This is a genomic window from Sphingomonas rustica, from assembly GCF_039652585.1.
GTDB lineage: Bacteria > Pseudomonadota > Alphaproteobacteria > Sphingomonadales > Sphingomonadaceae > Sphingomonas > Sphingomonas rustica.
The window spans coordinates 214,832-227,437 of the sequence record NZ_JBDIZK010000003.1 but is presented as its reverse complement, the minus strand read 5'-3'; the positions used below and the strand labels follow the sequence as shown (position 1 = coordinate 227,437).

The window sequence follows — 12,606 nt, the reverse complement described above, 5'->3', positions numbered from 1 at the left end:
GAACCCGGCGGCGGACGGTCAGCGGGCGAAGGTTGCTTCGCCCGTGACCGGAGCCGAGATGACCGGCGCCTTCGCGGCGGGACCGCTGGGCTGGATCCTGCCCTGGCGGACATTCACCTTGCTGCCCGGCATCGCCATCTGCGTGCCGCTGATCACCACCCGGTCGCTGGGCGCCAGGCCCGACCGGACGATCCGCAGCCCGCCGATGACGGCGCCAAGCTGGACCGTCTTTGGCGAGACGATGCCGTCCTGCCCGACGACCAGCACGACCTTGCGTGCTTGGTCGGTCGTGATCGCCGCATCGGGTACCATGATCGCCTGGCCCGTGCCGCCGCTCGACAGGCGCATGTTGCCGAACATGCCGGGCGTCAGGAACAGGTCGGGGTTGGACAGCACCGCGCGGCCGCGGATCGTGCCCGACTTCGGATCCAGTCCGTTGTCGGTGAAGTCGAGCTTGCCCTTCCAGCGGAACTCGCCCTCGTCCTGCAGGCGGATCTCGACCGGCGAGGACTGGGCGCCGTCTTCCTGGGCACGCTTGGTCTTGAGGAACAGCGCCTCCGACCCGTCGAAGGTGAAGTAGATCGGGTCCAGCGCGTTGATGGTGGTGAGCAAGGTGCTGCCCGGCCCTTCGCCCGCGGCGACCAGATTGCCCGCATCGACGCGGCGATCGGAAATGCGTCCGGTGATCGGCGCGCGGACCTGGGTGAAGCCGACATCCAGCGCGCGCTGGCGCACCCGCGCCTGGGCACCGGCCAGCGCCGCCTGGGCCGACTGGACCGAGGCGCGCAGCCGGTCGATGTCGCTCTTGGCAACCGCCTCGACCGCGACCAGCCGCTCGGCGCGCTCCAGATTGGCCCGGGCCAAGGTCAGTTCGGCCGAGGCGCTGGCGACGCCGGCACGCGCCTCGGCAAGCGACGCCTGATAGGGGCGCGGGTCGATGGTAAACAGCAGCTGGCCCTTGCGGACCACCGCGCCGTCCTGAAAATGCACCCCGACGACCTCGCCGGCGATGCGCGGACGCACCTCGACGCTGCGGCTCGGCTCGAACCGACCGACATAATCGTCCCACTCGTTGATCTCACGGACCAGCGGCGTCGAGACCGTCACGGTCGGCGGCGGCGGCGCATCGACCGCCGCTGCCTGCTTGCCGCCCAGGCTGAGCAGCGCGACGGCAATGACGAACGGCGACGCCACGATCCCGCCGCGCTGCCACAGCGGCAGCGTGCGAAACCGGTCGAGCAGCCGCGGCTCGTCGCCCGCCCGCGCGGCGCCGGCGGTTTCGATCTTCGTTTCCATGTTCATGCTTCAGTTCCTGCGATTGCGCGCGGTCCGGCCGCGGCTGATGCTTTCAAGCAAGGTTTCGTACTGGGCGGCGGTGAAGCCGGCGGCGTGGAACGCCTCCAGCTCGGATGCCGCAACCGAATAACCACGGTGCCAGGACAGCACGGCCATCCGGCGCAGTGCCTCCAGCCGGGTATCGGCCAGCTTGGGGTTGGGCCGTTCGCCGCCGAAGACGACGCCCAGCGCCACCGACATCCGGCTGGGCCGGCTGAGCGTCGACAGCCGGTCATTCTGCGCCAGCGCGATCACCGACCATTCGAGCCCGGTGAACCCGCTGGCATTGACGACATCGGCCGGCACCGCGACGGGGCTGCCCTGCAGTTCGGAAAAATTCAGAAACGCCATTGCCGCTTCTCCCTCGTTCGCGGCGGGCAAACGCCTCCCCCGCTCGAAAACGGCCTTTTCGGCCGCGAGCCCGCCATCATGATCTCGATGCATGAAGGGTCGGCCCGCGAACTTGCGTTCGCGACCCCGTCCGACCTCATGATGGAAGCTTCAACCGTGCCCGGTGGCGACGATTCATTCCATACCATCTGGTATAGAAATCGCGCTGCACTGCGTCAAGGGCTTTCTATATCGACCGGTACGCTTTGTCGACAGCTTTGGTTTCGACGCGTGCAGTTTGTCTATCGCACCCTATTTTCCCGGCCACATCGCCAGGCTGGTGCGGATCAGATTCTGAAGTTCCTCGCGCGAAACCCCTGCGCCGGCCTGCACCGCCATGCCCTGCATGATCGCCATCAGGTGGCGGGTCAGCCCCTCGGCGCTGATATTGTCGGGAAGGTCGCCTTCCTCCTTCGCGCGCTCGAAGCGCTCGACAAAGGCGGCGTGCGCGGCGACGCCGCGGGCCACGACTTCGGCACGGATGCTTTGCGCTTCCGCACCGCACGCGACCGCGCTGATGACGCCCAGGCATCCCTTTGGCTCGCAATCGCTGGTCTGCATCTCGAGCCCGCCCTGCAGCATGCGTTCGGCGACCTCGCGCGCGGTCGGCGCTTCAAGGGCGCGCCCGACATAACAGAGCTTCTCGGCCTCATAGAGGTCGAGCGCCTTGCGGAAGAGCGCTTCCTTGTTGCCGAACGCGGCGTAGAGGCTGGGGCGCGTGATACCCATCGCCTCGGTCAGGTCGGTCAGCGACGCGCCTTCATAACCCTTGCTCCAGAAGACGCGGAGCGCGGCGGCCAGGGCAGTATCGACATCGAATTCGCGGGGACGACCCTTCACCGCGGTGCAGGTTTCTGTTTCCATAATGATCGGTATATAATGGTTCCGGCAGCAAAATCCACTACACAGAGTCCGGGCTGGGGAAACCCCTTAATCGTGTCTGCTTTGCATACGCCATGCTGAGCGGTGCGACCCCGGTCAATAGACCGCCAGCGCCCGCTGCGTCGCCGGACGGGCCAGCCCGCGCTCCAGCCAGGCGGCCACATTGGCGAAGCCGTCGAACTCGACCAGGTCGCGTGCCTCGTAGAAGGTGATCAGGTTGCGGACCCAGCCGAGCATCGACATGTCGGCGATGCTGTAGTCGTCGCCGACAAACCAGTCGGGACCATCGAGCGCTGCATCCATCACCCGGAGCAGCCGCTTGCTCTCGGTCACGTAACGCTGGAGCGGCCGCTTGTCCTCGTACGACTTGCCGTCGAACTTGTTGAAGAAGCCGAGCTGCCCGAACATCGGCCCCACGCCGCCCATCTGGAACATGACCCACTGGATGCAGTGCCAGCGCGCCTCCGGCGTCTGCGGGATGAAGCGGCCGACCTTGTCCGCGAGGTAGATCAGCATCGCGCCGGATTCGAACAGCGCAAAGGGACGCCCTTCCGGACCATTTGGATCGAGCAGCGCCGGGATCTTGCCATTGGGATTCAGCGAGAGGAACTCCGGCGTCTTCTGATCCTGCTGGCCAAAGTCGATCTTGTGCGCTTCATAGGGAAGCCCCGCCTCCTCCAGCAGGAACAGCGGCTTCACCCCGTTGGGCGTACCCAGCGAATAGAGCTGGATCCGATCGGGATGCTGCGGCGGCCAGCGATGCGTCACCGGGAATTCGGCCAAATCGGTCATGTCTCGTCTCCTGATCGGGTCCTGAGACAGCATGCGCGAACCACCCGCCCGGTGCCAAGCCCCTTCCCCGCCGGCCCCGATCGACGCTAGAAAGAAGGGCATGACGACCACCGCGCGCCCGACCGATCTCGGCCCGCTGAACGGCGCCGCGCTGGCGGCGGCGCTGCGGCGCTGGCGGGTCATCAATCGGGTGAAGCAGGCGGCAGCCGCCGAGCGGCTGGGCGTGGCACAGTCCACCGTCTCGCGCTGGGAAGCGGGAGGCCAGCCGATCGATCCGGGCGAGGCGCGACGATTGCTGGCGCTGGTCGCAGCCCGGCCCGATTCCGCCGCCGACGCCGCGCTGGCGATGCTGGTACGCGAAAGCCGCCGCGCGGTGCATCTTGTCTGCGACACCAGCCACCGGCTGCTCGCCTTCTCGCCCGCACGTGCGGCGTCGTTCGGGGTCGATGCGGCCGGGCTGATCGGGCGATCGCTGTGGCGCTTCTCGCCGCCCGAGCTGATCGCGGTCGAGGCGGCGTTGCCCGCTGCGGGCTGGTACGACGACCCCTGCCCGGCGCCGATCGAGTTCGAGACGGGATGCAACCGCTCGCGGATCGTGCCGATCCGGCCGAGCCGGTGCCGGTGGACGCGGATGACGCTGTCGGACGGGTCTGCCGTGCGGCTGGTGGAGACGCTTTAACGGCTCTTTCGTCCCGCTCGCGGGAGGGCTTGTCACGGGGCGATGCTGTCTGAGGACAGGCCCTCCCCTAGCCCCTCCCGCAAGCGGAAGGGGGACTTAGGCGATCTCGTCGATCAGAGCGGGCAGTTGCGAGAATTTGGACAGGCGGTGGTAGCGCGGGTGATGTGCGGGCTCCTCTGCGCGCTCGTGGCTCCAGGCCAGGTCGTGCGGCACGAAGGCAGCCCAGGCGCCGGCCTCGAGCGCCGGGACGATATCCGATCGCAGCGAGTCGCCGGCCATGATCGCACACGACGGGTCGATCCCGCGACGCTGGAACAGGGTGCGAAAGGTCTCCGGCCGCTTGTCGCTGACGATCTCGACCGAGGCGAAATGCTCGCCCAGTCCCGATGCCGCCAGCTTGGCTTCCTGGTGCAGCAGGTCGCCCTTGGTCACCAGCACCAGGTCGCCGCGTTCAACCAGGGCCCGGATCGTGTCTTCCACCCCGTCGAGCAGCTCGACCGGATGCGCCAGCAGGTCGCGCCCCGCCGCCAGGATCTTGCGAAACGCGTCGACCGGCAGCGCGTCGCCGCCCAGCTCGATCGCGGTCTCGATCATCGACAGGGTGAAGCTCTTTGCCCCATAGCCGTAATGCGCCAGGTTGCGGATCTCGGTCGTCTCGAGCGTAGCGCGGGCGATCCCGGCCTCGGCAAAGGGCGCGATCATGTCGAGAAAGGCATGCTCGGCCACTGCGAAGTGGCGCATGTTATGCCAGAGCGTGTCGTCGGCATCGAGGCAGATGAGCTGGATGGACATCGCCGCGGGATAGGCCCGGGCAAGGCGGGCCGCCATGGATAAATTATCCGTTCGGCAGGCCCCGTCGAGCCGCTAGACGCGCTGCAATGACTCGCCCCCGTGCCTCGACTCATGCCGCGTTCCTGCTGGTCGCGGCCGGCACCGCGATCGGGATCGCCGGCACCGATCTGGTGTTGCCGGCGATCCCGTCGCTGCCCGCCATGCTGGGCGGAACTGCGGAGCGGGCCCAGCTGGTGCTGGCCGCCTTTACCGCAGGCGCGGCGATCGGGCTGCTGTTCTTCGGGGAGATCGGCGCCCGGATCGACCATCGCAGGCTGATGATCGGCTCGCTCGCTTCCTATGGGCTTGTCTCGTTTCTGTGCACCTTCGCTCCCGGCCTCGACGCGCTGATCGCGCTTCGGTTCGTCCAGGGCGCCTCGGGCGCGGCGGCCGCCGTCTTCGCACCGGGGATGATCCGGGCGCTGTATGGCGATGATCGCGCCGTGCGTGCGCTGGGTGCGCTGGGGAGCATCGAGGCGCTGGCGCCCGCCGCCGCACCGATACTGGGCGCGTGGCTGCTGTCGATCTGGGGATGGCGCGCGTCGTTCGACACCATCGCCGCGCTCGCGCTGATGCTGGCGGCCATCATCCTGTGGCGACGCGACCTGCTTCCGGTGGTGGTGCGCCCGGTCGGGTCGGGCAGCTATGCGCAGTTGCTGCACAACCGGCGCTTTATCGGTCATGCGCTGGGCTACGCCTTCACGCTGGGTGCGCTGCTGGTATTCGTGTTCGGCGCGCCGACGGTATTCACCAACAGCCTGGGGCTCGGCCTGGGCGCGTTCGTGCTGATGCAGGTGTGCGGCATCACCCTGTTCGCGGTTGCCGCCAACAGCACCGGCCATCTGGTCCAGCGGTTCGGCGAGATGCCGGTCATCGTGACGGGGACGATGTTCGCCGTCATGGGGGCGGCCGCGATGCTGGTCTATGCGCTTGTGGGCGGGGCCAGCCTGGCGGTCGTCATTCCCGCCTTCACGCTCATCAATCTGGGGCTCGGGATTCGCGGGGCGCCAGGGTTTCACGCCGCGATCCTGGCGGCGAACGGAGACGATGCCCGCGCCTCCGCACTGGTGATCCTCGCCATCCTGATGACCGCGGCGGTCGGCACGGCGGCGGTTGCACCATTCATCGGCGCCGGCCTGGTCGCTTTGGCGACGGGCTCGACAATCCTCGCGATCAGCGCGCTGATGATGGTCGGCCTGACGCGCTAGACGCCCTTCGAAGCGTCTCCGAAACGAAATTCCCATCTGCGCGATGGGCATTGAAAGATTTTCTTGTTCGCATGCCGACCGGTCGGGCCCTTACCTCTTGGCCGTGGGAAGCCGCGCTCGGGCTTCGCGGTGCGGTGTCGCAGCTTCCCGCACCTTTGACCCTGGAGCGGGCGGATCCTCTCCCCGCCCGCTCCTCCAGAGTAGTTGAGTATGGCAAGCCGCGTCGATCCCGCCCCATCCCGAGCCGCATCCGGCGGACCGTCTCGCCAGCATCGCTGGCCGAGCTTCGGCGTGCAGGTGCTGATCGGCATGACGGTCGGCCTCGCCCTCGGCCTTGTCGCTCGCCTGATTGCGCCCGATGCACCCGTCTTCGCCGCGGCGCTGGGGGAAGGGCTTCACACGCTGGGGCAGATCTTCGTCCAGCTGCTCAAGGCACTGGTGCCGCCGCTGGTCTTCACCGCGATCGTCGCGTCGATTGCCGCGCTGCGCGATCTGGAAAATGCGGCGAAGCTGGTCGTGCAGACACTGGTCTGGTTCGCGATCACCGCGCTGATCGCGGTGGCGATCGGCATCGCACTCGGCCTGGCGATCCAGCCCGGCCTTCATTCCGGAGTGGACGCGGCCAGTGCCGCCGCGCCCGGGACGACCGGATCCTGGCTCGATTTCCTCAAGGGGCTGGTCCCCGCCAATTTCCTGGGCATCACTGCTTCCACCAGTCTGGCCGATGGCGCCGCGCGCACGACGATCGGGTTCAACGTGCTGCAGATCATCGTCGCGGCCATCGCGGTCGGGGCGGCGGCGGTCCGGATCGGGCCGGCGGGCGAAGGCTTCCTGTCGTTCAACGCCTCCGCACTGATGGTGATGCGCCGGCTGCTGCGCTGGGTGATCGCGCTGACCCCCATCGGCACCGCCGGGCTGATCGGCGATGCGGTGATCCGCTATGGCTGGGACGCGCTGTCGGCGCTGGGCAGCTTTGCCGGGGCAATCTATCTCGGCCTCGCGCTGGTGCTGTTCCTGATCTACCCGACCCTGCTCGCGCTGCACGGCCTGTCGCCGACGCGCTTCTTCGCCTCGGCATGGCCGGCGATCCAGCTCGGCTTCGTATCGCGTTCGTCGGTCGGCACGCTGCCGGTGACCGAGGAAGTGACCGAACGCGCGCTGGGCGTGCCCGCCGCCTATGCCGCCTTTGCGGTGCCGCTGGGCGCCACGACCAAGATGGACGGTTGCGCCGCCATCTACCCCGCCATCTCGGCGATCTTCGTCGCGCAATTCTTCGGGGTTCCGCTGCACCTGTCCGACTATGTGCTGATCGCCTTCGTGTCGGTCATCGGTTCGGCAGCGACCGCCGGGCTGACCGGAGCGACGGTGATGCTCACGCTCACCCTGTCCACGCTGGGCCTGCCGTTGCAGGGCGTCGGCCTGTTGCTGGCGATCGACCCGATCCTCGACATGGGCCGTACCGCGGTGAACGTCGCCGGACAGGCACTGGTCCCCACAATCGTCGCCCGCCGCGCGGGCATCCTCGATCTGGACCGCTTCCGCCAGGGGGCGGACGGCGCTCCCGTACCGGCCTGAAACCCCTCCAATCGGAGATCCCCCATGTCGCTCAGGCTTTTCGATACCGTCCCCGACTTCACCCAGGAATCGACCGAGGGACCGCTCAACTTCTACCAATGGGCCGGCCGCAACTGGGTCGTGCTGTTCTCGCATCCGCGCGACTTCACGCCGGTGTGCACCACCGAGCTGGGTACCGTCGCGCGACTGAAGCCCGAGTTCGACCGGCGCGGCGTCAAGGTGATCGGCCTCTCAGTGGATCCGGTTGATCGTCACCTGCAATGGGCGGCCGATATCGAGCGGACCCAGGGATCGGCGCTCAACTATCCGCTGATCGCCGATGTCGACCGCCGCATTTCGGGCCTGCTCGGACTGATCCACCCCAATGCGTCGGACACCGCGACGGTGCGCAGCGTATTCGTCATCGACCCGGCCAGGCGGGTACGCCTGATCCTGACCTATCCCGCCTCGACCGGACGCAATTTCGACGAGATCCTGCGCGCGATCGACAGCCTTCAGCTGACCGATGCGCACAAGGTCGCGACCCCGGCCGACTGGAAACAGGGCGACGACGTCATCATCCTGCCAAGCGTCGATGCGGAGCAGGCCAAGGCGCTGTTTCCCGAGGGCTGGACCGAGCACACCCCCTATCTGCGCACGGTGCGCCAGCCCGAGGCGGACCAGCCGTGAGCGCATCGCCGACCGGGTCGGCCTTTGCCGACGAGATCGCCGAGGCGGTGAGCGCGCTGAATGGCGCGCGCACCGCCTGGCGGCAGCGCCAGTCGGGCCTGCACGGGGTGTCGCGCTTCCCCGCGCCCGCCGAACTGGCCAGGGTGGTCGAGCATCTGTCCGCCGCGCTGTTCCCGGTGCGGCTGGGCGGCTTTCGTGGCGGCGCGGCGCGCGAGGATGACTTCGTCGCCGCTGAGATCGGCGCGGCGCTGGCGATCCTGCGCGAGCAGGTCGCAAGCGAGCTCGACTATTGGCAGGCGGAATCGCGCCAGGCCTTCGATCCCGACCAGGCCGACACGATCGTGCGCCACTTCGCCGCCGCGCTGGCCGAGGTCCGCACGCTGGTCGACAGCGATGTCGAGGCGGCGTTCATCGGCGATCCCGCAGCGCGCAGCGTCGACGAGATCCTGATCAGCTATCCCGGCGCGCTTGCGGTGCTGCACCACCGGCTGGCGCATCCGCTTCACGCGCTGGGCGCGGTGATCGTGGCGCGGGTCATCTCCGAACTGGCCAATGCCCGGACCGGGATCGACATCCATCCGGGCGCGACGATCGGCCCGTCCTTCTTCATCGACCATGGCACCGGCGTCGTCATCGGCGAGACCGCGATCATCGGCCGCAATGTGCGCCTGTACCAGCATGTCACGCTGGGCGCGCGCAGCCCGCTGGGCCTGAGCACCCTCACCCCGCGCGAGCGCTTTGCGCGGCATCCGGTGGTGGAGGACGATGTCGTCGTCTATGCTGGCGCGACGATCCTCGGCCGGGTGCGGATCGGCCGCGGGGCGACGATCGGCGGCAATGTCTGGCTGCTCGAGGACGTGCCGGCCGGGACGGTGGTCGTCCAGCCGGGCGCGATCCGCCTGCAGGAGGACGTCGCGGAAGGCCTGACCCGGCAACTGGCGGGCCAGACGACGTGACCGCGCCGTTCTTCCTCCCGCGCCCGGCGCACGCAGCCGCCGGTCCGCGCCCGCCGCGCAAACCGGTGGTCGGCGTGCTGTGCTGCAACGAGGTGCATGAGCGGCCCATCCAGGCGGTCGCCAGCCGGTTCATCGAGCCGCTGTCGCGCGTGTCGGGTGCCAGCGTGCTGCTGGTGCCGGCACTCGCCGACGCGCTGGATGCAGTCGCGCTTGCCGACCGGCTCGACGGGCTGCTTCTGACCGGATCGCGCTCGAACGTCGCCGCAGCGCATTATGGCGGTGCGCGCGAGGCCTGCGAGAGCGCGCTCGATCACCAGCGCGATACCGTCGCCCTGGCGCTGGCGGCGCATATGATCGAGGCGGGCCGGCCGGTGTTCGGCATCTGTCGCGGGCTGCAGGAGCTCAACGTCCTGTTCGGCGGCACCCTCACCGCCGAGCTTCCTGCGGGCAGCCATCACCTGGGCGAGCGCGACGGGGTGCCGTTCGAGGCGCTGTTCGACCATGACCATGATGTCGCGCTGGTCGAGGGCGGGCTGTTGCATGCCTCGATCGGCAGCAGCGACATCCGCGTGAATTCGGTCCATCATCAGGGCATCGACCGTCTGGGATCGGGGCTGTCGACCGAGGCGATCTCGCCCGGGGATTCGCTGGTCGAGGCATTCTCCGCCCGCCCCTGCGGCGCACCGGTGCTGGCAGTCCAGTGGCACCCCGAGTGGAATTATGCCCAGCGTCCCGAGGGTCGCGCCTTTTTCGGCCTGGTCGGCGATGCGCTGCGCGAGCGCGCCGACGCCTGACCAACACCGACTTGCACCGCAGCGCCACTGCGGCTATTGGCGCGCCTCCCGATCAACACCCGACAGGAAAGGAGTGCATCATGCGAACCGTTCGCTCGACCATCGATAGCATTTCATTCCATGAACTTCGGGACCCTGTTGCATGGGCACTTTCTGTACGGGCGATTCTCATCGCCTGATCTCTGGCCGCGCGCCCGACGCCGCGGCTGTTCTTATCGAAACAACGAACGAGCTTCCTCTCATCGGGGAGGCGCGGTCATGAGCGCGGACATTCACATCATCGCCTCGTCCGGCAGCTGGATCGAGCAGTCGGCGATCGACCAGCTGCATCACAGCGCCGTGCTGGAGGGGATCGAGCGGGTCGTGGGCCTGCCCGATCTCCATGCCGGGCGCGGCATCGCGGTCGGCGCTGCCTTCTGGTCGCCCGGCCATGTCCATCCGCCACTGGTGGGCAGCGACATCGGGTGCGGGATAGCGCTGTGGCAGGGTGACCTGCCGCTGCGCAAATTCCGCGCCGACGCCGCGGAGCGCAAGCTGCACGGGCTGGAGGGACGCTGGTCGGGCGATGCCGCCGCGGCGCTGGGCGATGCCGGCCTGCCGGCGGACCTGATGGGCGAGGCGCTGGGCACGATCGGCGGCGGCAATCACTTCGCCGAGCTGCTGCGGGTCGAGGCGGTGCTTGACGAGGCGGGGTTCGATGCCTCGGGCCTCGCCACCGACCGGGTGCTGCTGATGGTGCATAGCGGGTCGCGCGGGCTGGGCCAGGCGATCCTCGACCGGCATGCACGCATGGCCGGCGGGTCGTCGGCGCTGCTGGCGGACGGCGCCGAGGGAGCCGCCTATCTGGCCGAGCATGACCAGGCGATGGCCTGGGCCGTGCTCAACCGTCAGGTGATCGCCCATCGCTTCCTCGATCGACTGGGCATGGCCGGAACGCGACTGCTCGACATCTGCCACAACAGCGTCACGCCGCATCGTGGCGGCTGGCTGCATCGCAAGGGTGCGGCACCGGCGGACAAGGGGCTGGTCGTGGTGCCGGGATCGCGCGGCGACCTGACCTATGTCGTGCGGCCGCGCAGCGAGGCCGGCGATATCGCGCTCGCCTCGCTTGCGCACGGGGCGGGCCGCAAGTGGAGCCGCAGCGAGACGAAGGGCAAGCTGGGCCGCCGGGTGACCGCGGCGGCGCTGGAGCGCACGCCGCTGGGCGGGCGCGTGATCTGCGAGGATCGCGACCTGATCTTCGAGGAGGCGCCCCAAGCTTACAAGGACATCCACCGCGTCGTACGCGACCTGGTGGAGGCCGGGCTGGTCGATCCGGTGGCGACGCTGCGCCCGCTGCTGACCTACAAGGTACGCCGGTCATGAGCGGCGATGCGATGGCGGAGATCATCCTCCATGTCGGTGCCGGCCAGGGTCCGCGCGAGTGCGAGTGGGTGGTGGCGCAGCTGGCTCGCGTCTTCCTGCGCGAAGCGGAGGCGGCGGGATTGGCCTGTGTGCCGGTCGAACCGGTCGAGGGGCCGGTTCCGTCGCTGCTGCTGCGCGTCTCCGGCAGCGGCGCCGAGGCGTTTGCCGCGGCGCGGTGCGGCTCGATCCGCTGGATCGGGACCAGCCCGTTCCGGCCGCTGCACAAGAGGCGCAACTGGTTCGCCGGTGTCTCGCGCGTTCCGCCGCCCGAGGCGGTGCCGGATCTGCGCGACGGCGATATCCGCTACCAGGCGATGCGCGCGTCGGGGCCGGGTGGCCAGCATGTCAACAAGACCGACAGCGCGGTGCGCGCCACCCATCTGCCGACCGGGCTGACAACCACCTCGCAGGACCAGCGGTCGCAACACGCCAATCGCCGGATCGCCCGGCTGAAGCTGCAGCTGATGTTCGTCGAGCGGCAGGAGCGCGGCGCGGCGGACGGCAAGCGCAGCCTGTGGGAGCGCAACCACGCGCTGGAACGCGGCAATGCCGTGCGCAGCTATGAGGGGCCGCGGTTCAGGCTGGTGCCCGATTAGGCTGCCAGCTGGGGATTGCCGCCGCCTGGCGGATCCAGTCGGCCAGCTGCGGCTGGTCTACCGGATCGCCTTCCTGGAGATGGACATATCGGGCGTTCGGGTCTTTCGAGCCGACCGGCGGCTGGGGATCGAGCGCCGCGCCGCGGAAGAACGAGATCTTGATGTAGCGGGTGAAGCAATGGACGCCCAGAAAGAAGCCCTGCCCTTCCACCCCATAGAGCGGCGAGTTCCACTTCACCGCCTTGCGCACATCGGGCACGATCCGCTCGACCAGCGCATCGAGCTGGCGCCCGGCGTCGCGTTTCCAACCCGGCATGGCGGCGATGTACGCCTGGACGGGGGCGTCGCCATCACCCTTGGGGATTTGCGGGTTGCCGCCGGAGAGAAGCTTCGGCTCGCTGCCCGCGCTGGAACCTGAGACTGCCATGGTTTCGCTCCCTTTCATGCCCGCCATGTCTGGCCTTCCCCCGACCCGCGCTCAAGTGCGGCTGACTT

Annotated in this window: 14 protein-coding genes; 8 read left to right on the top strand and 6 right to left on the bottom strand. The window is 68.6% G+C overall.

Features of this window, described 5'->3' with window-relative positions:
- Window positions 1-18: 18 nt before the first annotated feature.
- The 4 genes from TPR58_RS06695 to TPR58_RS06680 form a co-directional block, all read right to left on the bottom strand.
- Entirely contained in the window at window positions 19-1,302 is a 1,284-nt protein-coding gene (locus TPR58_RS06695) for an efflux RND transporter periplasmic adaptor subunit (RefSeq protein ID WP_346245847.1), read from the bottom strand.
- A gap of 3 nt (window positions 1,303-1,305) precedes the next feature.
- A complete protein-coding gene (locus tag TPR58_RS06690; protein ID WP_346245846.1) occupies window positions 1,306-1,686 on the bottom strand; it encodes a hypothetical protein in 381 nt (126 codons plus the stop codon).
- A 291-nt stretch (window positions 1,687-1,977) separates the two neighbouring features.
- On the bottom strand, window positions 1,978-2,589 hold the full coding sequence (locus TPR58_RS06685; RefSeq protein ID WP_346245845.1) for a TetR/AcrR family transcriptional regulator: 612 nt from the start codon (window positions 2,587-2,589) through the stop codon (window positions 1,978-1,980).
- A 114-nt stretch (window positions 2,590-2,703) separates the two neighbouring features.
- Window positions 2,704-3,399 carry a glutathione S-transferase family protein gene (locus tag TPR58_RS06680; RefSeq protein ID WP_346245844.1) on the bottom strand — a complete coding sequence of 232 codons (696 nt, stop codon included), beginning with the start codon at window positions 3,397-3,399 and terminating at the stop codon, window positions 2,704-2,706.
- A 100-nt stretch (window positions 3,400-3,499) separates the two neighbouring features.
- On the opposite strand from TPR58_RS06680, the gene TPR58_RS06675 reads away from it, so the two are divergent.
- On the top strand, window positions 3,500-4,078 hold the full coding sequence (locus TPR58_RS06675; protein ID WP_346245843.1) for a helix-turn-helix domain-containing protein: 579 nt from the start codon (window positions 3,500-3,502) through the stop codon (window positions 4,076-4,078).
- A gap of 96 nt (window positions 4,079-4,174) precedes the next feature.
- Here TPR58_RS06675 and TPR58_RS06670 read toward each other — a convergent pair whose 3' ends face one another.
- Window positions 4,175-4,870 (bottom strand): HAD family hydrolase, encoded by a 696-nt coding sequence (locus tag TPR58_RS06670; protein WP_346246049.1) that lies wholly within the window; start codon window positions 4,868-4,870, stop codon window positions 4,175-4,177.
- 86 nt (window positions 4,871-4,956) lie between these two features.
- Here TPR58_RS06670 and TPR58_RS06665 point away from each other — a divergent pair, with 86 nt between their 5' ends.
- The 7 genes from TPR58_RS06665 (at window position 4,957) to prfH (ending at window position 12,111) form a co-directional block, all read left to right on the top strand.
- On the top strand, window positions 4,957-6,117 hold the full coding sequence (locus TPR58_RS06665; protein WP_346245842.1) for an MFS transporter: 1,161 nt from the start codon (window positions 4,957-4,959) through the stop codon (window positions 6,115-6,117).
- 210 nt (window positions 6,118-6,327) lie between these two features.
- The gene (locus TPR58_RS06660; RefSeq protein WP_346245841.1) at window positions 6,328-7,692 is read left to right on the top strand and encodes a dicarboxylate/amino acid:cation symporter; all 1,365 of its coding nucleotides are present in this window, start codon (window positions 6,328-6,330) and stop codon (window positions 7,690-7,692) included.
- A gap of 24 nt (window positions 7,693-7,716) precedes the next feature.
- Entirely contained in the window at window positions 7,717-8,361 is a 645-nt protein-coding gene (locus tag TPR58_RS06655) for a peroxiredoxin (RefSeq protein WP_346245840.1), read from the top strand.
- Window positions 8,358-9,317 carry a serine O-acetyltransferase EpsC gene (gene epsC / locus TPR58_RS06650; protein WP_346245839.1) on the top strand — a complete coding sequence of 320 codons (960 nt, stop codon included), beginning with the start codon at window positions 8,358-8,360 and terminating at the stop codon, window positions 9,315-9,317. The genes TPR58_RS06655 and epsC overlap by 4 nt, the downstream gene beginning before the upstream one ends.
- The gene (locus TPR58_RS06645) at window positions 9,314-10,111 is read left to right on the top strand and encodes a gamma-glutamyl-gamma-aminobutyrate hydrolase family protein (protein ID WP_346245838.1); all 798 of its coding nucleotides are present in this window, start codon (window positions 9,314-9,316) and stop codon (window positions 10,109-10,111) included. Before epsC ends, TPR58_RS06645 begins: the two co-directional genes overlap by 4 nt.
- Before the next feature lie 258 nt (window positions 10,112-10,369).
- Window positions 10,370-11,476: an RNA ligase RtcB family protein gene (locus tag TPR58_RS06640; protein ID WP_346245837.1), complete on the top strand. Its 1,107-nt coding sequence runs from the start codon at window positions 10,370-10,372 to the stop codon at window positions 11,474-11,476.
- Window positions 11,473-12,111: a peptide chain release factor H gene (gene prfH, locus TPR58_RS06635; RefSeq protein ID WP_346245836.1), complete on the top strand. Its 639-nt coding sequence runs from the start codon at window positions 11,473-11,475 to the stop codon at window positions 12,109-12,111. The genes TPR58_RS06640 and prfH overlap by 4 nt, the downstream gene beginning before the upstream one ends.
- On the opposite strand, the gene TPR58_RS06630 is transcribed toward prfH, so the two are convergent.
- Window positions 12,092-12,538, bottom strand: coding sequence for a DUF1801 domain-containing protein (locus tag TPR58_RS06630; protein WP_346245835.1), 447 nt, complete (start codon window positions 12,536-12,538; stop codon window positions 12,092-12,094). The genes prfH and TPR58_RS06630 overlap by 20 nt on opposite strands.
- Between the last annotated feature and the right edge of the window lie 68 nt (window positions 12,539-12,606).